24 protein-coding genes are annotated in these 22602 nt (G+C 61.8%); 12 read left to right on the top strand and 12 right to left on the bottom strand.

Annotation, left to right across the window (positions count from 1 at the left end; all coding sequences use genetic code 11):
- The first annotated feature begins 59 nt into the window (after positions 1-59).
- Together VSX42_RS02615 and VSX42_RS02610 are read left to right on the top strand one after the other, a co-directional pair.
- Positions 60-1676, top strand: coding sequence for a sodium-dependent transporter (locus tag VSX42_RS02615; RefSeq protein WP_326502838.1), 1617 nt, complete (start codon positions 60-62; stop codon positions 1674-1676).
- 1 nt (position 1677) lies between these two features.
- Positions 1678-1842: a methionine/alanine import family NSS transporter small subunit gene (locus tag VSX42_RS02610; protein ID WP_326502837.1), complete on the top strand. Its 165-nt coding sequence runs from the start codon at positions 1678-1680 to the stop codon at positions 1840-1842.
- A gap of 72 nt (positions 1843-1914) precedes the next feature.
- On the opposite strand, the gene menD is transcribed toward VSX42_RS02610, so the two are convergent.
- A complete protein-coding gene (gene menD, locus VSX42_RS02605; RefSeq protein WP_326502836.1) occupies positions 1915-3642 on the bottom strand; it encodes a 2-succinyl-5-enolpyruvyl-6-hydroxy-3-cyclohexene-1-carboxylic-acid synthase in 1728 nt (575 codons plus the stop codon).
- Positions 3643-3705: 63 nt separating this feature from the next.
- A complete protein-coding gene (locus VSX42_RS02600) occupies positions 3706-4713 on the bottom strand; it encodes an o-succinylbenzoate synthase (protein ID WP_326502835.1) in 1008 nt (335 codons plus the stop codon).
- Between the two features lie 218 nt (positions 4714-4931).
- Here VSX42_RS02600 and VSX42_RS02595 point away from each other — a divergent pair, with 218 nt between their 5' ends.
- The gene (locus VSX42_RS02595; RefSeq protein WP_326502834.1) at positions 4932-6518 is read left to right on the top strand and encodes a phosphatase PAP2 family protein; all 1587 of its coding nucleotides are present in this window, start codon (positions 4932-4934) and stop codon (positions 6516-6518) included.
- Between the two features lie 13 nt (positions 6519-6531).
- Here VSX42_RS02595 and VSX42_RS02590 read toward each other — a convergent pair whose 3' ends face one another.
- Complete coding sequence (locus tag VSX42_RS02590; protein WP_326502833.1) at positions 6532-7446, bottom strand: MBL fold metallo-hydrolase; 915 nt, start codon at positions 7444-7446, stop codon at positions 6532-6534.
- A 159-nt stretch (positions 7447-7605) separates the two neighbouring features.
- On the opposite strand from VSX42_RS02590, the gene gluQRS reads away from it, so the two are divergent.
- The 6 genes from gluQRS to VSX42_RS02560 all read left to right on the top strand — a co-directional run bounded on the left by gluQRS (position 7606) and on the right by VSX42_RS02560 (position 13162).
- A complete protein-coding gene (gluQRS, locus tag VSX42_RS02585; protein WP_326502832.1) occupies positions 7606-8592 on the top strand; it encodes a tRNA glutamyl-Q(34) synthetase GluQRS in 987 nt (328 codons plus the stop codon).
- Positions 8593-8600: 8 nt separating this feature from the next.
- A complete protein-coding gene (locus VSX42_RS02580; RefSeq protein WP_326502831.1) occupies positions 8601-9539 on the top strand; it encodes an EamA family transporter in 939 nt (312 codons plus the stop codon).
- Positions 9540-9764: 225 nt separating this feature from the next.
- The gene (gene putP, locus VSX42_RS02575; RefSeq protein WP_326502830.1) at positions 9765-11264 is read left to right on the top strand and encodes a sodium/proline symporter PutP; all 1500 of its coding nucleotides are present in this window, start codon (positions 9765-9767) and stop codon (positions 11262-11264) included.
- 192 nt (positions 11265-11456) lie between these two features.
- Entirely contained in the window at positions 11457-12410 is a 954-nt protein-coding gene (locus VSX42_RS02570) for a 1,4-dihydroxy-2-naphthoyl-CoA synthase (RefSeq protein WP_326502829.1), read from the top strand.
- A 231-nt stretch (positions 12411-12641) separates the two neighbouring features.
- Positions 12642-12896 carry a type II toxin-antitoxin system prevent-host-death family antitoxin gene (locus tag VSX42_RS02565; protein WP_326502828.1) on the top strand — a complete coding sequence of 85 codons (255 nt, stop codon included), beginning with the start codon at positions 12642-12644 and terminating at the stop codon, positions 12894-12896.
- 8 nt (positions 12897-12904) lie between these two features.
- Positions 12905-13162: a Txe/YoeB family addiction module toxin gene (locus VSX42_RS02560; protein ID WP_237206154.1), complete on the top strand. Its 258-nt coding sequence runs from the start codon at positions 12905-12907 to the stop codon at positions 13160-13162.
- A gap of 61 nt (positions 13163-13223) precedes the next feature.
- On the opposite strand, the gene VSX42_RS02555 is transcribed toward VSX42_RS02560, so the two are convergent.
- Both VSX42_RS02555 and VSX42_RS02550 read right to left on the bottom strand, forming a co-directional pair.
- Positions 13224-13451, bottom strand: coding sequence for a hypothetical protein (locus tag VSX42_RS02555; protein ID WP_326502827.1), 228 nt, complete (start codon positions 13449-13451; stop codon positions 13224-13226).
- A gap of 2 nt (positions 13452-13453) precedes the next feature.
- A complete protein-coding gene (locus VSX42_RS02550) occupies positions 13454-13630 on the bottom strand; it encodes a hypothetical protein (protein ID WP_326502826.1) in 177 nt (58 codons plus the stop codon).
- Between the two features lie 105 nt (positions 13631-13735).
- On the opposite strand from VSX42_RS02550, the gene VSX42_RS02545 reads away from it, so the two are divergent.
- Together VSX42_RS02545 and VSX42_RS02540 are read left to right on the top strand one after the other, a co-directional pair.
- On the top strand, positions 13736-15001 hold the full coding sequence (locus VSX42_RS02545) for an AMP-binding protein (RefSeq protein WP_326502825.1): 1266 nt from the start codon (positions 13736-13738) through the stop codon (positions 14999-15001).
- Between the two features lie 90 nt (positions 15002-15091).
- Positions 15092-16009 carry a 1,4-dihydroxy-2-naphthoate polyprenyltransferase gene (locus VSX42_RS02540; protein ID WP_326502824.1) on the top strand — a complete coding sequence of 306 codons (918 nt, stop codon included), beginning with the start codon at positions 15092-15094 and terminating at the stop codon, positions 16007-16009.
- On the opposite strand, the gene VSX42_RS02535 is transcribed toward VSX42_RS02540, so the two are convergent.
- The gene (locus VSX42_RS02535; RefSeq protein WP_326502823.1) at positions 16006-16290 is read right to left on the bottom strand and encodes a DUF4229 domain-containing protein; all 285 of its coding nucleotides are present in this window, start codon (positions 16288-16290) and stop codon (positions 16006-16008) included. The two genes, VSX42_RS02540 and VSX42_RS02535, sit on opposite strands and share 4 nt — an antisense overlap.
- 118 nt (positions 16291-16408) lie before the next feature.
- Between VSX42_RS02535 and VSX42_RS02530 the strand changes: the two genes are divergently transcribed.
- Positions 16409-16843 carry a PLD nuclease N-terminal domain-containing protein gene (locus tag VSX42_RS02530; RefSeq protein WP_326502822.1) on the top strand — a complete coding sequence of 145 codons (435 nt, stop codon included), beginning with the start codon at positions 16409-16411 and terminating at the stop codon, positions 16841-16843.
- On the opposite strand, the gene VSX42_RS02525 is transcribed toward VSX42_RS02530, so the two are convergent.
- The 6 genes from VSX42_RS02525 to VSX42_RS02500 all read right to left on the bottom strand — a co-directional run bounded on the left by VSX42_RS02525 (position 16835) and on the right by VSX42_RS02500 (position 22592).
- A complete protein-coding gene (locus VSX42_RS02525; RefSeq protein ID WP_326502821.1) occupies positions 16835-17908 on the bottom strand; it encodes a hypothetical protein in 1074 nt (357 codons plus the stop codon). The genes VSX42_RS02530 and VSX42_RS02525 overlap by 9 nt on opposite strands.
- A 39-nt stretch (positions 17909-17947) precedes the next feature.
- On the bottom strand, positions 17948-18265 hold the full coding sequence (locus VSX42_RS02520; protein WP_326502820.1) for a PadR family transcriptional regulator: 318 nt from the start codon (positions 18263-18265) through the stop codon (positions 17948-17950).
- Positions 18266-18415: 150 nt separating this feature from the next.
- A complete protein-coding gene (ccsB, locus tag VSX42_RS02515) occupies positions 18416-19507 on the bottom strand; it encodes a c-type cytochrome biogenesis protein CcsB (RefSeq protein ID WP_326502819.1) in 1092 nt (363 codons plus the stop codon).
- 81 nt (positions 19508-19588) lie between these two features.
- Positions 19589-21193 carry a cytochrome c biogenesis protein ResB gene (resB, locus tag VSX42_RS02510; RefSeq protein ID WP_326502818.1) on the bottom strand — a complete coding sequence of 535 codons (1605 nt, stop codon included), beginning with the start codon at positions 21191-21193 and terminating at the stop codon, positions 19589-19591.
- Between the two features lie 45 nt (positions 21194-21238).
- Entirely contained in the window at positions 21239-21991 is a 753-nt protein-coding gene (locus tag VSX42_RS02505) for a cytochrome c biogenesis CcdA family protein (protein ID WP_326502817.1), read from the bottom strand.
- A complete protein-coding gene (locus VSX42_RS02500; RefSeq protein ID WP_326502816.1) occupies positions 21984-22592 on the bottom strand; it encodes a TlpA disulfide reductase family protein in 609 nt (202 codons plus the stop codon). Before VSX42_RS02500 ends, VSX42_RS02505 begins: the two co-directional genes overlap by 8 nt.
- Positions 22593-22602 lie beyond the last annotated feature (10 nt).

Below are 22602 nucleotides of genomic sequence, written 5' to 3'. Positions count from 1 at the left end.
TCTGACCCCACATACTACAAAAGATTCATTCACACGTTAGCCTGCGGAGGACTACTCACATGAGTTCAAACCCCACCTCAGCGCCCAAGAAACGAGAAGGCTTCTCAAGCCGCAAGGTCTTCATCTTTGCAGCTATCGGTTCAGCCGTTGGTCTCGGTAACATCTGGCGCTTCCCCTACGTCGCCTACGATAACGGTGGCGGCGCCTTCATGATCCCCTACCTGGTCGCCCTGCTCACCGCGGGTCTGCCCTTCCTCTTCTTTGACTACGTCATCGGTCACCGCGCCCGCGCGTCCTCTCCCCTGGCCTTCCGCCGCCTGAACCGCAAGACCGAGTTCATCGGCTGGTGGCACATGGGCATCAACTTCATCATCGCTATCTACTACGCAGCGATTCTTGCCTGGGCCGCCCGCTACTTCATCTACTCCTTCACCCACGCCTGGGGCGACGACCCACAGATCTTCTTCTTCGCGGACGTTCTGCAGCTGGCTGATCCCGTAGCCCTCACCTTCGATTTCGTGCCCGGCATCCTCTATCCCCTGATTGGCATCTGGGTACTGCTAGCCCTCATCATGTCCCTGGGCGTACAGAAGGGCGTGGGCCTGGCTAACCTCTTCTTCATCCCCGTGCTCGTCATCATGTTCCTGGTTATGGTCGGCTATTCCCTAACCCTGGACGGCGCAATGACCGGCCTCGATGCCCTCTTCACCCCCGACTGGGCTGCTCTGACCGAGCCCGGCGTCTGGGTTGCAGCCTACGGCCAGATCTTCTTCTCCCTGTCCATTGGCTTCGGCATCATGATCACCTACGCCTCCTACCTGAAGAACAAGACCAACCTAACCGGGTCCGGCGCGGTTGTGGGCTTCGCAAACTCCTCCTTCGAGCTGCTGGCCGGTATCGGCGTCTTCGCAGCCCTGGGCTTCATGGCAACCGCTGCTGGCACCCAGGTCTCCGAGGTAGCAACCTCAGGTATTGGTCTGGCTTTCATCGCTTTCCCCACCATCATCTCCCAAGCCCCCGGTGGCACCCTGATCGGTGTGCTCTTCTTCGGCTCCCTGCTCTTTGCAGGCTTCACCTCCATGATTTCCATCGTTGAGGTAATCGTTGCCGGTGTTGAAGACAAGTTCAACCTGGGCCGTGTGCGCTCCACCCTGTTGGTTATCGCCCCTATCGCGGTAATCTCCACCCTGCTCATGGCCACTACCTCCGGCCTCTACGTCCTGGATATCCTGGATAACTTTGTCAACCAGTTCGGCATCCTCGCCGCTGGCCTGGTCTCCATCTTCGTGGTTGCCTACCTGCTTCGCGCCCTGCCAATCTTCCGCGACCACCTCAACGAGCGTTCGTCCTGGAAGATGGGCAAGCTCTGGATAATCCTGCTGGCAGGCGTCACCCCCGTCATCCTGGGCTACTCCCTGATCAACACCTTCATCTCGCTCATCAATGAGCCCTACGAGGGCTACCCCGACCAGATGCTCAACATCTTCGGCTGGGGCATGGTCATCGCCCTGCTGGTCGTAGCCATCATCGTCTCTATGCTGCCCTGGTCTAAGACCTCCCGCGCAGCGCTGACTCCCCCGGCTCCCCCGATTGCCGGCGGTAAGGTCGTCCACGGCCACGTAGACGCCACCGCCCAGTCGGCAGCCCAGTCAGCCACCGAAAAGGAAGGTGCCTAGAATGAGCTCCATCGCCATCGTTATGCTGATTGTCTCCATCACCCTCATCTGGGGCGGCCTGGGCCTGGCCCTGGTTCACCTCTCCCGCAACCCCGACGAAACGGGTAACGAGGTAGAGGCCGACGAGACCGCAGTTCCCTGGGCCACTGAAACCGCCCAGAAGTAACCGACCTTCCGCAGAGAAAAGCCCTTCCACACGCAGGTGTGGAGGGGCTTTTGTGTAACTAGTAAGAAGACCCTACGGCCGCACCACCCTGACGCTGATTCCGTTCTCGCCCCAGGCTGTTGCGAGTTCTTCGAGCTGGACGGTGTGCGGGGTGGTGAAGAAGCGGCGGACGGCCGGGGCGAATTTCTCGTGTTGGGCTAGTTGGCCGTGTTCCAGGGTTGAAAAGATTCCGCCGCCCCGGTCGTCGTAGACCAGCACGTCGAGGTTGGGTTTGCGTTCGAGGGGGCCGATGTTGAGGGAGCCGGTGTCGTGTAGGAAGGTGAGATCCCCGACGAGCACGCGGACCGGGCGATTGAGGGCCAGGGAAATTCCGGACGCGGTGGCGATTGTGCCGTCGATGCCAGCTAGGCCGCGGTTGGCAAAGACCAGGGGTGAGGCTGCCAGGGAGGGGGCGATGAGGTCAAGGTCGCGGATGAGGTTGGATGAGCCCACCATCAGAACAGCGTCATCGTCTAGGCAGCTCCGCCAGGTGGTGTCAACGAGAGAGTAGCCTGCGGTGCGGTCGGCTGAGCTTGCCCCGGGTTGGGCGTTCAGGGTGTAGGTGCCCTCCCGGTAGTCGGCGACCTGCTGGCCCAGTTCCTGGGCTAGTTTCTGGCCGGCTTCGCTCCAACTGACCGTCCAGTCCTGGCCGTCCTCGGTTGTAGCCCCTTGGCCTGTGCCTGCGAAGTCGACCAGTTCAGTCAGGGTTGCAATCTCCCGCAGGTCAAGGGCCCCGGGCTCATACCAGGGGGCAGGTGAGGGCGCGTAGAGGGCGCGTTCTATCGCGGAGTTGGCCAGCAGGGTGGCAACCGGCCGGGAAAGGGTGGGGTGGCCGAAGATGACGGCCCGCTCGATCTGCTGCCCCAGATGCCCTGCCAGTACCTGCCGGTAGGCGGGCACGGCCAGGGGCGAGAAGCGGGCGTTCGATGAGGGTTCGGCCAGCAGGGGCAGGCCCTGCTGCTGGGCGAAGGCTTGGGCGATTGGCCCTGCCCCGTCACCGGCCACAACGACGGTACGGCGGGCGGTGCCAGCGCCGTCCGTCCGCCCAGTTCCCTCGGTGGTGCCTGCGCGTAGCCAGCTAGCTGCGCTGGGGTCGGCCGGGGGTAGCGGGGTGGCAGGTGCCGGTGGGTTCTCAGCCAGCGAGCGCGCCCAGCGCTCTAGGATCTGTTGGTCTAGAGGGTTGGGGGTGAGTGGGGTATCAAGGGCCAGGTTGATTTGGACGGGCCCCCGCGGAGTGCTTGCGGGGGCGTCCCAGTTGTCTGTTGAACGCCCGGTCAGAGCTGCGAGCGCCGCGTTGAGCTGGGCGCTCTGGGGGTCAGCGGGGTCGGCCGTGTAGTTTTCAAGGGTGCAGGACGCCCGGGTGTGGGCGGGAGCAATCACTTGCTGGTCGGTGGTTTGGTTGGCGCCGGTGCCCTGGAGCCGGGCAGGGCGGTCGGCCGAGAGCAGGGCCAGGGGCGCGCCAGCGTGGTAGGCCTCCATAAGGGCCGGGAGGCATTCGCCCACGGCGGTGCCGCTGGTGGTGACGATACCCACTGGTTGGCCGCTGGCCTTGGCCATTCCCAAAGCTGTGAAGGCGGCGCTGCGCTCGTCGATGCGCACGTGGGCTTCGATGACCCCGGCCTGGTCTAGGGCAGCGAGAGCGTAGGCCAGGGGTGCTGAGCGCGAGCCCGGGGCAATGAGAACATGCCGCATTCCTGCTCGCACCAGGGTATCGAACACAGAAATTGCGGTCATAAAGGAGGTTGAGGGTGCATCAGTCACCCCACCAGTTTACTCGCTGCCCTCTTCAAGGCTCGGCCGGGTTCTGCTGCTGCCCAGCTGCCCCTATTCAAGCAGGCGGTAGCAGGCTTCTATTCGGCGGTGCCACCAGGCGGTGCGGTCGGGGCTGGCTGCTACCTCTTCCATCAGATGGGGCTCGGGGGTGACATCCCGCAGGGGCAGCTCCCCGTCCCGGGCCATAAGGGGGTGGGCTGTGACGTCCTGGGCCATGAGCGAGACCGTGCCCAGGCCGCACCCGTAGGGCAGCTCGGGAAGGGCTGCGGCCAGTGCTGACCCGGTACGGATGCCGACCGAGCTTTCAAGGGCAGATGAAACAACCGCGGGTAGACCCGCCTGCTCCACGATGTGCAGGGCCCGCCTTAACCCGCCCAGGGGGGCAGCCTTAATAATGATGAGGTCCGCAGCCCCCAGGCTGGCAACCCGCAGTGGATCGTCAGCCTTGCGGACGGCCTCATCGGCGGCAATGAGCAGGGGGTTGCCGTGCGCCCGCAGCTGATCGCGTACCCGGGCAAGGCCCTCAATACCCGGGACCGGCTGCTCAGCGTAGAGTAGGTCGTAGTCGGCCAGCTCGTTGAGGGCGCGGACGGCCTGGGCCTCGGTCCAGCCGCCGTTGGCGTCAATCTTCAGGCGGGCTCCCGGGCAGGCAGCACGCACTGCGGCTACCCGGGCGAGGTCTTGGGTTAGAGATTCTTCAAACGGCAGCCCGGCCTCAGCCACCTTGATTTTGACTTCCCGCACCTGCCCCTCGTAGCGGGCTAACACCGCCTCAACCTCGCTAGCGTCCACAGCAGGAACCGTAGCGTTAAGGGGGATACTGGTGCGCAGCGGCTGCGGGTAGGGCAGCCAGGCTGCCTCGATAGCACAGGCCAGCCAGGCGGACGCCTCTGCTGGCTCGTACTCAGTAAAAGCAGCAAATTCCCCCCAGCCCACTGGCCCCTGAATCAGGGCGGTTTCGCGCAGGGTGACGCCGCGAAACTTCACCCGCATAGGCAGGGCCACGACGCAGGTAGCGGCCAGGATTTCTTCGAGCGGGGGCAGGGAGCTAGCTGTCATACCTTCTAATCTACTCTTTCGCCGTTTCTGCAGGGCTGTGTGAAGGTGCTCGCGCAACATTAGGGGTTCTCTCAGGAAAGTCCCATGTGAGTTTGTCACAATAGCAGTGCAGGCTGAGCCTGTTAGCTCCTAGCAGGGTCTAGGGCTGAAATAGCAGGCAGGGCTTGGTAGGCTCGTTGAGGTGTCTACACGCGGCAGAAAGGTCTTTGGCGATAACTGTGAGTTTTGAAAAGCGCGATTCTAACGCTGTTTCTGGCACACCCGACGATGCCACCGAGGTGCTAACACCCCAGGCCTACGACGACCGCACGGTTGCTCTGCCGGTGAGCCCCGGTGAAGACGCTACCGAGGTGCTTCCCGCTTCTCAGGCCCGCGCCGCTTTTACAGACGATGATGCCACCGTGGTGCTCCCTGCCTCTGTACGGTCGCAGTCTGCCCAGCAGCACCCGGTGACTCAGCCACTGACTAGGCCTGCATCCCTTCCCTCGGCTGACCCCGACCGCACCCAGCTCTTAGAAACCCAGCCTGCCGCGCCTTCTACTCCCCAGGGTGAGGCCATCAAAGCTAAGTTGCAGGCCGGTACCGCCAGCGGGTTGGCAGCAGCTAAGACCGGTTTTGCCGCCGCCCAGGCCGCTGCTCAGGAGGCAGCGCACCGGGTCAAGAAGGAACGTGCTGCCCGCGCAGCGAGCAAGGCCCGTGCCCAGGCCGCGGCCCCGCGTCCGGACGCCGTCAGCGCCCACCGGGCCCCACAGGCCCCCTACGGCGCCCCCGCCTCTGCTAGGCAAGGACAGCCGGCCCCCGGCTACCCCGCCCAGAATTATCGCGCCCCGAGGCAGCCGGCTCCGGATTACGGCCGACCCCCCTATGGTAGCCAGGCCCACTCGGGTGAGGGTTCCCCCTCGGGCCGTCTGCATATGCTCACCCCCTCGCATATTCGCCAGACCCGCCCCTCGCTCTGGACCCTGATTCAGCACTTCTTTGCGGCAGGCACCCTTTTCTGCCTTCTGGTAGCGGCCTTTATTTTCTTTATTACAACGCCAACCGGCCAGGAGCTCGACGAGATTTCCTTCCAGGAGTTCTCCTATCAGTTCATGACCTACACCGAGCAGACCTCTACCCTGCTCGACTTCATTCCTACCGCCGCCGGTATTACCGCGGCTATCGGTATTCTCTTTGTGCTGTTATGGAAGCACCGCTTTGTACCTGCCCTGGTGGGTGTGGCCATTGCCACCGGTGCCAACCTCACCACCCAGCTGCTGAAGAACTACATCATCGTCAAGCCCAACCTAGGTATTCAGGAGGCCCTGGGTAACTCGGCGCCGTCCGGCCACACGACTTTCGCAGCCGCTGCGGGCCTGGCCCTCTTCCTGGCTTCCCCCAAGCGTTTCCGCCCCACCGTAGCGCTCGTCAGCATGGTCTTTACGGTAGCGGCTGGCTATTCCACCGTGGTCAACGGCTGGCACCGCCCAGCCGATGTGGTCGCAGCTATTCTGGTCACCGGTCTCTGGGGTGTGCTGGGGCTCGTGATTCTGCGCTTTATGCGCTCAGAGGAACTTGATATGAGCGATACCCAGCGGTCGGGGCTGATTCTGGTTCCCCTGCTTTCTATCTCGGGGTTCTTCTCGGGTTTCTGCGCTCTGGCCCTCTACTGGGTCACCTACACCAACCCGATTCCCGGTTCTGCCTTTATGGCAGCGATCTGCCTGATTGGGGCGGTAGCGGCCCTGACTACCAGCACCCAGGTCGCCCTGTTGCGCCCCCAAAACAAGAAGCGCAGCGCCTACCGGAAGGTCTGGGCCTACTAGGCGCTCAGGGGCTTTAGCCCTGGCCCAGGGTAATGGGGCCGGTGAGGCCGGACGCGGCGTCCCCCTCGAATGTGACGGTTGAGAGCCCCTGCCCCTCAGCCTCACGAGCTTCAAGCTTCATCAGGCGGTCAAGCAGAATACGGGTGGACCCGCCAGAATAGGGTAGCTGGTACATGGAGGCTGTGGTAGCCCCCTTAACCTTCTTCAGGGCAGAGTCAGCAATTTTCTGGACGGCGTCTTCCATGGTGTCGGCCATACGCTCGATAAAGGTGCTCTCCACCGGGGTGCCGTGCCCGGGAACGAAGATACGGTAGCGGTCGAGCCCTGCCAGGGTACGCAGGGTGCCGACCCACAGTTCGGGGTAGGAGTCGTCGAAGGCGGGGTCTGAGCCCTGCTCGATAATATCGCCAGCAAACAGCACATCGTCGACGCCTACCAGCACGTCCCCGTCGGTGTGGGCCAGGCCCAGATACATGAGAGTCACGGCCCGCTGGCCCAGCTCTACGCGGGTAAAGGCCGGACGGGTGCCGTCACCGGGCAGGAAGCGGGTGGGTACCACAAGCTCGGTATTGGAGCCCTGCTGGTGGGCCATCTCGGGTTCTAGCACCTCAACGTAAAGACGCTGGCGGTCACCGTAGCTTTCGATAGCGCGGGCTGCGCGGGGGTGGGCCCAGATATCAGTGACCCCGTCGGCGATGAACACAGCATTGCCCATAAAGCGGTCGAAATGCGCGTGGGTGTTGACCGCGACCAGGGGCAGGTCGGTGACCCGGCGGACCGCTCTTAGAATCTCAGCGCCCTGACGGGGCCCGGCGCCGGTATCAATCACCATAGCCTTCTCTGCACCCACAATAAGGCCGGAGTTAAGACGGTAGTTATCCGTTGAGATCTGATAGATACCATCGGCAATTTCAAGAGTTCTAGCCATACTCTCTAAGGTACTGGACTGAGGCAGGTGAGCAGCCTGTTTAAACCCCACTTGCGGGGTTATTTCTTGCCACACTGCACTTTTTGACGGTTCTCTGCCTACTCAGCGCAACCTTCTGTCATATTACAGAAGCCTGTGAGCTACTAGACTAGAGGGGTGATGTCTTCTACTTCCTCCCCCGCTGCGCCCCCGTCCACTCCCCTGCCCTGCGGCCGCTATGCGCCTTCCCCCTCGGGTGATCTGCACCTGGGTAACCTGCGCACCGCCCTGATGGCCTGGATGATGGCCCGCACCGCGGGGGGCCGGTTTGTGATGCGGGTGGAGGATTTAGACCGGGTCAAGAAGGGGGCTGCTGAGCGCCAGCTAGCCGACCTTGCGGCTCTCGGTATCGACTGGGACGGGGAGGTGCTCTACCAGTCCACCCGCCTAGATGCCTACGCGGACGCCCTTACCCGCCTGCGAGAGGCAGGGCTAGTTTACGAGTGCTACTGCACCCGCAAAGAAATTCAGGAGGCCTCCAGCGCCCCGCACGGCGCCCCCGGCGCCTACCCCGGCACCTGCCGCAACCTCACCGAGGCAGAACGGGCCGAGCGCAGGGCGCTGAGGCCGGCGTCCTTACGACTGAAAGCCCAGGTGAGCGAATGGACTGTCACCGACCGTTTCGCCGGAGATTACACCGACGCGGTCGACGATTTTGTGCTGGTGCGGGCCGACGGGGTCTACGCCTACAACCTGGTGTGTGTGGTTGATGACGACTACCAGGGGGTCACCGAGGTGGTGCGCGGCGACGATCTGTTACCCTCTGCTCCCCGCCAGGCCTATCTAGCTCACCTCTTGGGGTTGCAGGTGCCCACCTACGCCCATGTGCCCCTGGCCCTCAACGCCGAGGGCAAGCGCCTGGCCAAGAGGGACGGGGCCGTCACCCTCGCTGAGCTCACCGCCGCGGGTGTACCCACCGAGCAGATTATGCGCATGATTGCTGCCTCTATTCCGCTGCCTCCGCTCACGGGGGCCAGTGCGGGCGAGGCCGGCCCCCACCTGCCCGAAACGGCTGCTGAGATGCTCTCTGTCTTCAGCCCAGACCGTATCAAGCAGGCCCCCTGGACTGTGGTAGACCCGCTGCTCGAAAGCACCTGCGGGTTCTAGGGGGCACTGTGAACCTCGCTGACCGCATACCGGCCGAACGTCGGGGCACCGCTGCCCTGCTTCTGATCCTCACTGGCTCCCTGGGTATTCAGATTTCAGCTGCGATTGTCTCGGTACTCTTTGCCAGCGTTGGCCCCACCCAGGTCGCCGCCCTGCGTGCCCTGATTGCCGCTGTGGTCCTGTGGGCGCTGGTGCGCCCTAACCCCCTTGCTCTGCGGCGGCAGGACCTTCCCCAGGTGCTGGTCTACGGGTTTGTGCTGACCCTGATGAGCGTCTGCTTCTACAACGCGGTGCACCATATTCCTTTGGGCGTGGCGGTAACCTTTGAATACCTGGGCGCCTTTGTTGTGGCCCTCTTGGGGGTGCGGCGGCTGCGCGACGGGCTTATGGCCTTCTTTGCCCTGGCCGGGGTTGTGATGATTGCCGGGCCCACGCTCGCCGGGAACGCCCACCCCATCGGCTTTATCTGGGCGCTCGGGTCTGCCGCTTCCATGGCAGGCTACACCATCTACTCGGCCCGCATGGGGTCGGCATCCGCCGCTACCAGCGGCCTGCGCGGCACCACCATGTCCCTGGCTTTTTCGGCTCTCATTCAGCTTCCCCTGTCGGTGCCTGCTATGGCGAATCTGGACGCGGACGCCTGGTTCAAGCTGGCTCTCTCCGCCATCGTGGGCGTAGCCCTTGCCTATTCTGCCGATAACATCGCCGGGCAGCTGACCAGCGCCGCCGTCATCGGGGTGCTTTTCTCCATCGACCCCGTGGTGGGGGCCATCGTGGGCACCTTCATGCTGGGTGAAGTGCTCTCTGCCTGGTCTTACCTGGGCATTGTACTCATCGCTACCTCCGGCGCCTACATCGTCTGGCGCACCAACAGGTCAGCCATTGCGGTAACCCTGCACACATCAGCCCTACCCGTGATAGATCCGCACATCCAGGGGCACCCTTAAGAAAAGCTCACCGGTGTTGCACACCGATTCTAAATAGCTTCAGGCGGTGAGATAGTGTCAAGCAGACCCGCAGGGTGTAAGCTAACGCACAGACCAAAACATGCATGCGGGAAGATGCCTCAAGTAATCTAAACAAGATACTTTAGAGAAACTACACAAAGGGGAAGGTGCGCCGACGTACCCACCCCAACCCGCACGTCCTCGCCTACAATCCAAGGGGAGCTCATGAGCAACACCACCTACCAGCTGATAGCCCTGGCTATCTACTTCGCCGCCATGGTCGGCATCGGCATCTGGGCCAAGTCCAAGAACAACAACCTCGACGACTACGTGCTCGGCGGGCGCTCCCTCCCCCCCACCGCAGCGGCCCTCTCAGCAGGTGCTTCAGATATGTCAGGCTGGCTCCTCATGGGCCTACCCGGCGCCCTCTACATCACCGGCCTGGCTGAAGCCTGGATCGCAATCGGCCTAACTGCCGGCGCCTGGCTCAACTGGAAGTTCGTAGCACCCCGCCTACGCGCCTACACCGAGGTCTCCCGCAACTCGGTAACCGTCCCCTCCTTCTTCCACAACCGCCTACGTGACCCCCGCGGCATCATCCGTATCTTCGCCGCCCTGGTGATCCTGATTTTCTTCACCTTCTACGTCTCTTCCGGCATGGTCGCCGGTGGCGTCTTCTTCCAGTCCTCCTTCGGCGGTAACTACCACACCGGCATGCTGCTGGTCGCCGGCATCACCGTTGCCTATACCCTCTTCGGCGGCTTCCTGGGTGCAACCTACACCGACGTCGTCCAGGGCCTGCTCATGCTGACCGCCCTCATCGTCCTGCCGATTATGGCCCTGATTTACGTCGGCGGCTTCTCCGGCCTTGAAACCACCATCGAGTCCGTCAACCCTAACGCCCTCTCTCTCTTTGCTGGCACCACCCTACTGGGCATTCTCTCCTCAGCTGCCTGGGGCCTGGGCTACTTCGGTCAGCCCCACATCATCGTGCGCTTTATGGGTCTGCGCTCAGCCCAGGACGCCACGGCCGGCCGCCGCATCGGCATCACCTGGATGATTGCCACCCTGGTCGGTGCTATGAGCGCTGGCCTGATCGGCATCGCCTACTTTGCCCGCCACCCCGAAGCAACCCTGACCGACACCACCAATGCTGAGTCAGTCTTCCTAGATATGTCCCAGATTCTGCTCCACCCCCTGCTGGCTGGTTTCGTGCTGGCTGCGGTATTAGCTGCGATTATGTCAACCCTTTCCTCCCAGCTGATCGTCTGCTCTTCGGCTCTGGCTGAAGATCTCTACAAGCTCACCAGCGGCGGCAAGGAACTCTCAGACGCTAAGGGCCTCTGGCTGGGCCGCGCGGGCGTGCTGGTTGTCTCTGTTATCGCAGGTCTACTGGCCTGGAACCCCGACTCCTCCGTGCTCTCCTTAGTCTCCTTTGCCTGGGCAGGCTTCGGCGCAGCCTTCGGCCCCATCGTGATTCTCTCCCTCTACTGGCGCAAGCTCACCGCACTTGGTGCCGTAGCGGGTATGGTGGCAGGCACCATTACCGTCTTCGTCTGGGGCTACAACGAGGTTCTCTCGGGCTATATGTACGAGATTGTGCCTGGCTTCCTGGTCAACCTGCTCTTTGCCTACCTGGTGTCGGTTGCCACCTACAAGGGTGACTCCGCCACCACCCGCGAGATCAACGAAGAGTTCGACCGCGCCGTGGAACTCTCCCGCTAGTAGCTTCATCTGGGTCAGGACGCCGCCCCCTACTCCCCTGCCTGCGGGCAGGGGCACTGGGGGCGGCGTCCGTCCTTTTCTGCGCCGAATGTCGTCGAAAGCTTCATCTGCGTGTTCTTTGAACGCGTAGATGAAGTTTTCGGTTACGCACAAGGAGCCAGCGGCGGGGACGCCCTGGGTAGACTGGTGGCTATGACTAACGAACTTCCTGCCAAGGTTTCTGATATTTTTGACCCCCACCAGTGGCGCCTGGTTGAGGGCTTTGAGGATCTGACCGACATCACCTATCACCGTCAGGTAGAACGCAACGAGGCCGGTGAGATTCTGCGAGATCTACCGACCGTCCGTATTGCTTTTGACCGGCCCGAAGTGCGCAACGCCTTCCGTCCGCACACCGTCGACGAACTCTACCGGGTACTGGACCATGCTCGCATGACCTCCAACGTGGGCACCGTGCTGCTGACCGGCAACGGCCCCTCTGCCAAGGACGGCGGCTGGGCCTTCTGCTCCGGTGGCGACCAGCGTATTCGCGGCCGCGACGGCTACCGCTACGCCGAGGGTGAGACCCGCGATTCGATTGATCCTGCCCGTGCTGGCCGCCTGCACATTCTGGAGGTGCAGCGCCTGATTCGCACCATGCCCAAGGTAGTCATTGCCCTGGTATCTGGCTGGGCGGCCGGTGGCGGCCACTCCCTGCATGTGGTTGCTGACCTGACCATTGCTTCTGAGGAGTTCGGCAAGTTCAAGCAGACCGATGCGACGGTGGGCTCTTTTGATGCCGGCTACGGCTCAGCCCTGCTGGCCCGCCAGGTGGGCCAGAAGTTTGCCCGCGAGATTTTCTTCCTGGCTAAGGAGTACGACGCCAAGCGCATGTATGAGATGGGCGCTGTGAATGACGTGGTGCCCCACGCCGAGCTGGAGACCAAGGGCCTGGAGTACGCGGCCCACATTGCCCGCCAGTCGCCGCAGGCGATTCGTATGCTCAAGTTCGCTTTCAACCTTCCGGACGACGGCATGGTCGGCCAGCAGGTCTTTGCCGGTGAGGCCACCCGCATGGCCTACATGACCGACGAGGCCGTTGAGGGCCGCGACGCCTTCCTTGAGAAGCGCAACCCCAACTGGGAAAACTACCCCTACTACTTCTAGCCGCCCACCGGCGTCCGCGCGTCCGGCTCAGAGCTGCGCAGGCTAAGTGCCCACCAGACTCTCATACTGCCCATCTTCCCTGTGGGCAGCACGAGAGTCTGGTGGGCTTTCGCTCCCTGAGCAAAAAATAAGACAATACTTCCCCTGCTGAGTGCGGTATTCCAAAAGAAAAACATGAGCTCTTGAAGATACAACCTCTCAAGCGTACAGTTTTCTGTACAGGAGGTTTTGATGAAAACTATGACCTACACCGAGTCCCGCGCCAACTACGCCCAGGTACTCGATATCGCGGTAGAAGACCTTGAAGAGGTTGTGATTACCCGTGCAGGGCGCGAACCTGCCGTTATCCTTTCACTTGCCGAATACGAATCGCTCAAAGAGACCGCTCATCTCGTACGTTCGCCTGCCAATGCTCGAAGGCTGTTAGATTCAATCGACGAGCTTGAAGCAGGTGGAGGCTCCAGCCAGGCACTTCTCGAAGATTAGGCAGCGGCGTGGAACTTATCTGGAGCAGTCAGGCCTGGGAAGATTACCTGTGGTGGCAAAAGCAAGATCGCAAGGTTCTCAAAAGAATCAATACCCTACTCAAGGATATTCAACGCAACGGTAACGAAGGCATTGGCAAGCCAGAGGCCCTGCGCAACAACCTCTCCGGCTACTGGTCCCGCAGAATTACTGAAGAACACCGGCTGGTTTACAAAATCGTGGGCAATTCTGTGCGCATTGCTGCGGTGAGGTACCACTACGAGTAGGACGCCCCGCCCACCTTCTCCAGGGAAGGCGGGGCGGGGCGTCCTTGCATTCGGCCTAAGTCTAGGCCTCAGGGCCTGCCATGCGGCGGGCAGCCTTGCGATTGTCGATGGCGCGTTCTTCGAACTCCAGCTCGATGATGCGCAGCTTGTTCTTGCGGTGCCAGGTCAGCAGCACGTTGACCAGAAAGACCAGGAAGACCAGCATGAAGACCAGGTAGGCTGGGCCAATCACAGAAAGAACGGCCTCCCCAGTAGTGGGCACCAGCGGGTTGGTAGCAAGTACAGTCATGGTTAGGCTCCCTTGTCGGTGTTACCTGTGGCATTCTCGCCCAGGCCCAGGCGCTTACGAATCACCCGAATCTCGGTCTTATTTTTCTTGTGAAAGCCCAGTAACACTACGAAGAAGAGCACCAGCAGGGCCAGGTACAGTAACAAAAGCGCGATTGCAGCGCCGGTTGCTTCAAGCATGGGTTGGCTCCTATCTCGACCTTGAGAAGCAGAAGGTGTTACCCACCAGATTACCAAGCAGGCGTACTATCTGGCAATCATCACCAGGCGTAGACTAAAAGAGCCATGACACTAGATTCCCTTACCCCTCTCCCCTCTCCCACCCTGCCCGAGCTGGGGATAGCCGTCCGCGTCGGGTCAGATCAGCCCACCAGCCCCGCCCAGCAGGTCACCGAAGCCCTGCACACTTTCAGCACCCGCTTTGCAGAGCTAGAGAGAGGGCAGGACGCCCCCGCCCTAGTGGTCACGACCAGCGGCTCCACCGGCACCCCCAAGCAGACGATACTCGTGGCCTCGGCGCTACGTGCGTCGGCTCAGGGCACAGAAACAGCCACCGGGACAAGCAGTGCCCAGTGGCTCCTGGCTCTTCCCCTGCAGTACGTTGCCGGGGCGCAGGTGGTGGCGAGGTCTGCCCTGGCAGGTACCGCCCCCGTCCTGACCGCTTCAGTCAGCAAAGGCACCCGCTTCACGGCCCAGGATTTCGTCAACTCCGCCGAAAAGCTCTCAGCCCCGCACCGGTTGGTTTCCCTGGTACCCACCCAGCTACACCGCTTGCTCGAAACCCCGGAAGGGCCCCTTCGTGAAGAAACCCTCGCGGCCCTGCGTTCTTTCTCCGTAATTCTGCTGGGCGGGGCACCGGCCAGCGCCGACCTTATCGCAAGCACCCGCGACCTGGCACTGCCCGTAGTGCGTACCTACGGGTCGGCCGAAACCGCCGGAGGCTGCGTCTATGAAGGTAAGCAGCTGCCGGGCGTCCGCGTGCAGATAGAACCCGATGCCTCAAACCCAGACGCTCCCGGGCGCATCTGGCTGGGCGGGCCAACCATTGCCAGCGGCTACGCCAATGACCCGCAGCGCACCGCCGCCCATTTCTTTGTAGACGGTCAGGGAACCCGCTGGTACCGCACCGACGATTTGGGCACCCAAGACCTGCGCACCGGAACCCTCACCGTAGCGGGCCGCGCCGACGACGTGCTGATTTCTGGCGGCATCAAAACCAGTGCGGCAGCCGTAGCTACCGCCCTCGAAAGCCACCCGGCCGTGCGCGAGGCCCTGGTAGCCGGGGTTCCAGATGCCCGCTGGGGTACCGCCATCACCGCCGCCGTCACCCTGGTGGCAGGCAACAGCGCACCCGCTTCTGAGCTTGCGGACGCCCTCCCCCAGCTGGTGGCAGAAAAGCTGGGGGCAGCGTCCGCCCCCAAACTCGTTGAAGTATTCCCTGAGCTGCCGACTCTGCCCACCGGCAAGCCTGACCGGCGGGCCGTGCAGGCGATCCTTGCAGAAGCCTGGAAACCCCAGTCAGCAAATCGGGGCAGGTCACGCAGCCACTAGCGGGCACCCACCGCTAAAAAGTGAGAGAATGGTGTGTATTTGTGGCGTAGCGACGCCACATCGAGACTTGGGTTGATAAGGAGCACGACAGTGGCAACGGTTGCACAGTGGATTGAAGGGGCGCGTCTGCGCACGCTCCCCCTGGCGGCAGCTCCTATCATTGCTGGTTCTGCAGCCGCCTACGAGGTGCACCAGTTCAAGCCCGGCCGTGCCCTGCTCGCCTTCCTCGTGGCCTTCTTCTTGCAGGTGGGCGTCAACTACGCCAACGACTACTCCGATGGAATTAAGGGCACGGACGAGGTGCGCGTAGGGCCCCTGCGTCTGGTCGGGTCGGGCGTCGCCAAGCCCTCCCACGTGAAAATGGCAGCCTTTATCTGCTTCGGTCTGGCCGGTTTGAGCGGGCTAGCCCTGATTATGCTCTCGCAGCAGTGGTGGTTCCTTGCCATCGGTGCCTCGGCTGTGCTGGCAGCCTGGGGTTACACCGGCGGCAAGCACCCCTACGGTTACATGGGCCTGGGCGATATCTTCGTCTTTATCTACTTTGGCCTGGTCGCCACCCTGGGCACCATGTTTACCCAGAGCAACCAGCTGACCCTGAGCTCCTGGGTCTTCGCCATCGCCCTGGGGCTGTTCTCCTGTGCCCTGCTGATGGCTAATAACGTACGCGATATTCCCACCGATATTGATGCGGGTAAGAAAACCCTGGCTGTGCGCCTGGGCGAACGGGCTTCGCGCATCACCTACGCCGTGGAGATGGGCCTGGGCTTGGCCCTGACCGCCCTGCTGGTTCCGCAGAACCCTTGGTACGCGCTGGCCTTTATTCTGATTGGGCCGGTCGTTCATTCAGCCCTGGTGGTGCTCTCGGGCGCCCTGGGTCGCGACCTGATTCCGGTGCTGAAGCAGGCTGGCATCATTGCCCTGATTTATTCACTGCTCATTGCCCTGGCGGTAGCCCTGCACCCGCTTGAAATCTTTGCCGAGCGGGCCACCGTCTTTACCGGCTACTAAAAGCCCTGGCTGCGGCGGGCTGCTTCGTCCAGCTCGTCTTCAATCGCCTGGTTCTCATCTTCGACGCTTGTTTTCTTGGGCTTGTTCTTGCGGCGAATCATCCGGTTAAAGTCGGCAGCTGCGGCGTCGTGCAGGCGGGGGAAGGCCAGGTAGCAGATGGCAAAGCCGATGAGCGCGCCGAAGATGATAGCCAGGATAAAGCCCACACCAAAGTAGTAGGAGGCGAAGAAGGCGGCAGCTGAGAACAGCAGGCGGAGCAGGGAGTACTTCAGAAAATTCACCCCTTCATTCTACCCAACCCGCTACGGGCAGGGTCTGCGCAGCGGGCACCTGCTCAGCTGGCACGCTGTGAGCGCACAAAGCGGGGCGGGCGGGCCTATTCATGCAAAAATGGGGGGTATGGGTAGAGCTATTTTGATTATTGGCGGCGCCGCTCTTCTGCTGGGCGTATGGATTTATTCGATTCTAGATGCCGCCCAGACCGACCGTTTGCGCGTTCGCACCCTGCCCAAGGGGGCTTGGCTTGCTGTACTGGTGCTCTTTCCGTTGCTGGGGTCGGTGCTGTGGTTTTGGCTGGGGCGTCCGCGCGGGTCGCGCCACGGGTCTTTTGGGGCGCCTGTTGCTAAGCCGCCGGTAGCTCCCGATGATGACCCTGAGTTTTTGAAGTTTCTTGAGGCCCGGGCCCGGCGCGAGCGCCAGGACGCCGAGTGGCAACAGCGCAAGAACCGTAAGGACGCCGGTGGGCAGGGCCCTGCTCCTGGCAAGCAGGCCCCCGGCCAGGGCGACGATGCTACCGGCTCCACCGACGATAAGGATCACCCAAGGTCAGAATGAGCTGGACTGCGCTTTCGCCTGGCTGTAGGCCCGGTAGTGCCTTCTAGTTTCAAGAACACCACCGATGACAATGACAACTAGAAGGGGCAGGCGCCAGGTCAAGCTAGCGTAGTCATCAGTCGTGTAAAGTCCGTAGCCCCATATGCCGAATATCGCGAGCATGAGTAGGGAGTGCAGATAGAGACGGTAGGGCTTGACCTTCTTTTGTTCTGAGAGGGAACGGGCATAGGCTACCGGGTTGCCGAATTCTTCGAGGTAGCTACTTCCGGTGCTTTGGGTGTACTCCTGCACCCGGCTTATTTCTTCCTTTACTCGATTATCGCTGATATCTCCCCGAGCTCGGAGAGCCTGAACAAATGCATCCTTCCACTCAACGTTATCGCTGAAATCTACGCTAGAGGCATGGGCATAGTTGAACTCAGGCAGTAATCGGTTGGCTAGGTAGGCAAGGGCGAAGCTGGCAATTCCTGAAACAGGTAGCATCCACCATACTGAGTAACGCCCCGTATTTTCTGAGAACCATGCAAAGAGCAGGGCAAGGCAGCAAGCTATAGCTCCAATAACGAGGCCAGTTAGCCCTATAGCAGCTACGAAACCAAAGTGACGCTGAGACCTCTGGAAAGTGTACTGGCTGCTGGATACCGCTAGCCCCAGCAGGATAATCCCTAGCAGCAGTCCCAGGTGGGCGGTATCAGGCCTATTGCTGGGCAATGCGTACACCAGCATGAAGAAAATAGAAAATATCCCGCCTGCTGTCAGCCCATAGGTAATAACCGTTTTTATGTTGAGAGGTTCGCTCTCTTCAAAGGCTTGGGTTCCCTTTTCCTTCCAGCCCGCTATTTTACTGTAGGCCCACCCCTCTGGATTACCGTAGAGGTCCGTGGCGCTTTCGCCACTTTCTGCGACCTGCCTAATAACACGGTTGAGGGCGCTTTCGCTGGTGACTGCTTTGACACCATTTGTAGCCAGGGTGGCAAAAGCTGTTTGCACCCAGTCTTTGTCTGCCGGGTTGTCGCTGACTTCTTCGATTGCAATGGTCAGGCGTTCGTAGGGATTGTTTGCCATGTCTCCTCCTTGAGTCATGTTGCAACGGTTCGGGTGGGTTTAGGCTCCGAGGGCGCTAGCGAGCCGGGCCAGGGCAGCTCGTTCGTCGGCGAGCTGGCGGGCGCCTGCGTCCGTCAGCCGGTACTGGCGGCGGGCGGGGCCGTTCTCTCCTTCCGTCCAGCTGGTGGTGACGTACCCGGCTTCTTCGAGCTTGGAGAGGGCCGGGTAAAGGGAGCCGCCGCGTAGGCGTCCGTAGCCCATCTCTTCCAGGCGGGTAGCCAAGCCGTAGCCGTGCAGGTCTTCTTGAGCCAGGCAGGCAAGGACGGCGGTGGGCAGGGTTGCCCGTATCAGGGCCGGTGGGTAGGTGGTGGGGTTCATGAGCACCTCCTTCTGTATCTAAGTACAACATCTACCTAGATAGGTTTCAAGACTTTTGTCGATTATTACCGAATAGCACCTACACAGAAGCCCCCGCACACAAGGTGCGGGGGCTTCTGTGAACCTGTGGAAAAGCGTCAGCGATAAATCCTACAGGCCCGAGTAGGAGTGCAGGCCTGAGAAGTACACGTTAACCACGGTGAAGTTGAAGATGATGCAGAGGTAGCCTGCGATGGAGAGCCAGGCGCTGGGCGGTCCTGACCAGCCGCGGGTGGCACGAGCGTGCAGGTAGGCTGCGTAGACGACCCAGATGATGAAGGTCCAGACTTCCTTGGTGTCCCAGCCCCAGTAGCGGCCCCAGGCTTTCTCGGCCCAGATAGCGCCAGCGCCCAGGGTGAAGGTCCACATGGCAAAGCCGACGGTGTTGAGGCGGAAAGAGAAGTTTTCGAGGGCGGTGGATGAGGGGATCAGGCGCATGAAGCCAAGGCGGGCTAGGGAGCTGTCGTTGCCTTCGATGATGTGGCGTTCGCGGGAGGTTTGTACCAGCTGCAGGATTGCCATGGCGAAGGTGATGGTGAAGATGGCGGAAGCCAGAACAGCAATGGACACGTGGATCACCAGCCAGTAGGACTGCAGGGCGGGCACCAGCTGGCCTACGGGGGTGGGGTAGGCGATGGTGGCTGCGGTCATCATGGTCAGGGCGAGGCCAGAGACTAGGCTACCCACAAAGCGCAGATCGCGGAAGATGAGGAAGCCCAGGTAGACCACGACTACGAGCAGGGCGCCGGTGGTGCAGAATTCGTACATGTTGCCCCAGGGCACGCGGTTGGCGGCGAAGGCGCGGGAGAGCACACCGGCTAGGTGAATCAGGCAGCCCAGGGCCAGGATGACAACGCCGGCACGGGCGGCGGGGCGGCGTTCGCCGGTGCCGTAGCGCATCTCTGAGTCAGCGACGTGGCCGGCAATTTTGGCGGCGGCTGATTTCTTGTAGCCCATGCCGCGTTCGCCGGTGCCCTGTTCAGTGCCGGTGATGCGGACTGAGCGGGCGTTTTTGACGCGGGCAGCGGCGCCCACGAATTCCTTTTCAGGCTCGGGGGCGGTGGCTGCTTCGAGGCGCTTGGTGGTGCGGGAGTGGGCGGCAACGTCCCAGGCGAAGGCAACGAAGGCCACCATGTAGGTGATGGCTGCTAGGTACATAAAGAGTTCGCTCCAGCGGGCGAGCTCTATATTGACTTCTGACATGGTGTTCTCACTTCACAGGTTGAGGTAGGGCGCGGACGTCGGTGCCCGGCCGGGTTACCCCCGGGGCAGGCAGTGGGTAGGTTAGGCTTCATCAAATTCTAGTCCCCACCGCTCTGCGAAGAGGTCGGTGAGTTTGTCGGCTTCGGTAGCGAGGCGGGGGTCTTCGCCACGGGCCAGTAGGCCGTATTCGACGGTGAGTAAGCGGTCTGCCCCGGTACCACTTTCGGTGGCTCGTACCCAGACGCGGCGGCGGGCGACGAAGACCGAGACCAACAAGCCGCCAAAGAGTAGGGCTGCTGAAACCAGGGCGATCGGGCGGCCGGGGTCTGACCTGATCTCAATGCCAGCGTAGCGCTTAACACCTAGGAATTCGATAGTTCCGTGGCCATCGGGCAGGGTGGCGGTGTTGTTGCTGGCATCAAGCACAATACCGTTACCGGCAGCCATGGTGTTGAGCGAGGCCAGGCTATCAACGTCAAGCACATAGACGTTCTGGGGTACGCCGTTATCAAGCCCGAGGTCGCCCGCATAGCTTTGGAGAACCAGCATGGGGTTGAGTAGGTCTGAGTCGATAGAGGTGGGGGCGCTGCCGGTGGTGCGTTCGCCGGTGGGCAGGAACATACCCACAAAACCCAGCTGGTCGGGGCGGGCGTCTGGAACCTTCAGCACGATAGATGAGAGGTAGCTACGGCCCGAGGGCAGGCCCACCACGGGCCCCTCGTAGGCGACAGAGCCGTCAGTGTTGGTGATACGGACGACCGGCGAGTAACCGTTGCCCAGCAGGTAGATAGAGGTTCCCTCAAAGTAGATGGGCTCATTGACTTTAAGGGTCTGCTCGCGCTGTTCACCGTCTGCACTGGTGAGGGTGAAGTCAGCTTCGTAGTTGATATCTGACCCGTAGGTGGGTGAGCCTTCCTGGCGGTCATATTCGACGGTCAGGTTGTTGAGGGTAGCTGAGTAGGGCACCAGCCAGTCGGGGTTGTAGTTGGTGCCGGGGCTGAAGGAGTCATAGGCAACCAGGGAGTTGACGAAGGTTTCGTCCTCGGTCACCACGCGCTGGCCGCTGTAGCCAAAGAGGGAGCCAATCGCTACCGCAATCAGCACCCCGATCATGGCCAGGTGGAAGAGAATGTTGCCCAGTTCGCGCAAGTAACCGCGTTCGGCGGCAACGTTCACGACTCCCGGGGCTTCTTCACGCACCTCAATGCGGTAACGGCGCTTTTTCAGGACGGCGGCGGCGTCTTCGATAGCGCGGGCGGCGGTGAGCTCCCCCGCACCGGCCTCCACAGGAATGGTGAGGGTGCGGTGCTGGGGCAGGCGGGCAAAGTTCTTAGGGGTGCGGGCAGGACCTGACCGCATGGCCCGATAGTGCTTGGCGGCGCGGGGAATCACGCAGCCTATCAGGGAGATAAAGAGCAGAATATAGATCGCGGCGAACCAGACCGACGAGAAGACGTCAAAGAGCTGGAGCTTATCAGCGATAGGGCCCCAGGTGGGGTGAACCTCGATGTAGTCGGCTACAGCTGCGGGGTCCTGAATACGCTGGGGAAAGACCGAACCGGGAACCGCGGCGACCGCCAGCATAAGCAGCAGGAAGAGGGCGGTGTTCATCTTTGTCAGCTGCGTCCATGCCCAGCGCAGCATTTCCAGCGGGCCTAGGGCCGGGGCGTCCTGAGTCTCTGCCATTTTTTCCTTGCTGTCTTCGGTTCGGTGCGTGAGTGTGGGGTGTGTTTAGATGGGAAGTTCGTAGACCGGCATGGTGGCCTGGAACCAGGACATCATCTGCGTCCAGACGCCGGTGGCCAGCAGCAGCCCAATGACAATCAGCATGATCCCGCCCAGGCGCTGAAGTAGCAGCCTGTTCTTGCGGGCCCAGCCCATGGTGTTCACCCCGCGGGCTACCCCCAAAGCAACCAGCAGGAAAGGAACGCCTAGCCCTAAGCAGTAGGCTAAGGTCAGCAGAATTGCCTTGCTGTTATCGGAGCCCCCGGTGTAGACCAGGGTCTGCACGGCCGCGAAGGTGGGGCCGATGCAGGGGGCCCAACCCAGACCAAAGGTGACACCCAGAATCGGGGCGCCCCAGAGGCCGGCCGGGGGCTTGGCCTCAATCTTGCGGTCGCGCTGGAAGAAATCAAAGCGGCCCATGAAGACCAGACCCATGAGAATCACTAGCAGACCCAGCACCAGGTCAACCCAGCCCTGGCCTCTGAGCCAGGGGGCGGCGCCCAGCTGGGCTAGCACTACCGACATGAGCACAAAGATAAAAGAGAAACCCAACACAAAGAGACCAATTCCGGTGACCATGCGCAGGTTGCGGCGGCGGGGGCTCATTTCCCCACCCGACAGGCCCGTCACGTAGCCCAGGTAGCCGGGCACAAGCGGCAGCACACAGGGAGAGGCGAATGAGACCAGGCCCGCCAGTGCCGCAAGGGGCAGGGCGAGCCAGAGGGAGCCGTCGAGGACGATTTGGCCGAAGCTAGGCACTGACCTGATCTTCGAGCAGGGTGTTCAGCACAGACTTGTCGATTTGGCCCAGAATACGGGCAGCTACGCGCCCCTCAGCATCGAGGACGACGGTGGTCGGCACAGCCTGGGCAGGCACGTACTTGCTCATAGCAAGCAGTACCTTGCCGGTCACGTCGCGGAAGGAGGGGTAGGGTACCTCAAAGTTCTTTTCGAAGGCCTCAGCGGTGCCCTTTTCATCGCGCACGTTAGCCCCGTAAAAGGCAACCTTCTCACCAAAGCTAGCGTGCAGTTCGTTGAGCCAGGGAGCCTCAACACGGCAGGGGGCGCACCCGGCGTACCAGAAATTCAGTAGCACGGGCTTGCCGCGCAGATCGGCGGCGGAGACGACGGTGCCGTCAAAGAGTTCACTTTCAAATTCGACGGGCTCGCCGCGCTCACCGGCTGCGTATTCGGTAACGCTACCGTCACCGGCAATATAGCCCTTGGAGTCACCGGCATCTGCCTGGGCTGCCAGGGAGTCCTGGCTTGAAGAGCAGGCGGAGAGCAGGCCGACAGTTCCCAGAGCGGCGATGACCAGGGCCTGCTTACGGCTCACACGGGTGGGGAAAGAGGTAGACATGAATTAGAGG

The organism is Rothia nasimurium, from assembly GCF_035916755.1.
GTDB lineage: Bacteria > Actinomycetota > Actinomycetes > Actinomycetales > Micrococcaceae > Rothia.
The sequence above is the reverse complement of the archived record's forward strand: the minus strand, read 5'-3'. Positions and strand labels throughout refer to the sequence as shown.

Coding starts and splice junctions, on each gene's coding strand:
- VSX42_RS02545 (WP_326502825.1), top strand. CDS start 13,736: ATGACACTAGATTCCCTTACCCCTCTCCCCTCTCCCACCCTGCCCGAG.
- VSX42_RS02500 (WP_326502816.1), bottom strand. CDS start 22,592: ATGTCTACCTCTTTCCCCACCCGTGTGAGCCGTAAGCAGGCCCTGGTC.
- VSX42_RS02565 (WP_326502828.1), top strand. CDS start 12,642: ATGAAAACTATGACCTACACCGAGTCCCGCGCCAACTACGCCCAGGTA.
- resB (WP_326502818.1), bottom strand. CDS start 21,193: ATGGCAGAGACTCAGGACGCCCCGGCCCTAGGCCCGCTGGAAATGCTG.
- VSX42_RS02525 (WP_326502821.1), bottom strand. CDS start 17,908: ATGGCAAACAATCCCTACGAACGCCTGACCATTGCAATCGAAGAAGTC.
- VSX42_RS02600 (WP_326502835.1), bottom strand. CDS start 4,713: ATGACAGCTAGCTCCCTGCCCCCGCTCGAAGAAATCCTGGCCGCTACC.
- VSX42_RS02615 (WP_326502838.1), top strand. CDS start 60: ATGAGTTCAAACCCCACCTCAGCGCCCAAGAAACGAGAAGGCTTCTCA.
- VSX42_RS02550 (WP_326502826.1), bottom strand. CDS start 13,630: ATGCTTGAAGCAACCGGCGCTGCAATCGCGCTTTTGTTACTGTACCTG.
- VSX42_RS02570 (WP_326502829.1), top strand. CDS start 11,457: ATGACTAACGAACTTCCTGCCAAGGTTTCTGATATTTTTGACCCCCAC.
- VSX42_RS02520 (WP_326502820.1), bottom strand. CDS start 18,265: ATGAACCCCACCACCTACCCACCGGCCCTGATACGGGCAACCCTGCCC.
- VSX42_RS02610 (WP_326502837.1), top strand. CDS start 1,678: ATGAGCTCCATCGCCATCGTTATGCTGATTGTCTCCATCACCCTCATC.
- VSX42_RS02530 (WP_326502822.1), top strand. CDS start 16,409: ATGGGTAGAGCTATTTTGATTATTGGCGGCGCCGCTCTTCTGCTGGGC.
- gluQRS (WP_326502832.1), top strand. CDS start 7,606: ATGTCTTCTACTTCCTCCCCCGCTGCGCCCCCGTCCACTCCCCTGCCC.
- putP (WP_326502830.1), top strand. CDS start 9,765: ATGAGCAACACCACCTACCAGCTGATAGCCCTGGCTATCTACTTCGCC.
- ccsB (WP_326502819.1), bottom strand. CDS start 19,507: ATGTCAGAAGTCAATATAGAGCTCGCCCGCTGGAGCGAACTCTTTATG.
- VSX42_RS02590 (WP_326502833.1), bottom strand. CDS start 7,446: ATGGCTAGAACTCTTGAAATTGCCGATGGTATCTATCAGATCTCAACG.
- VSX42_RS02555 (WP_326502827.1), bottom strand. CDS start 13,451: ATGACTGTACTTGCTACCAACCCGCTGGTGCCCACTACTGGGGAGGCC.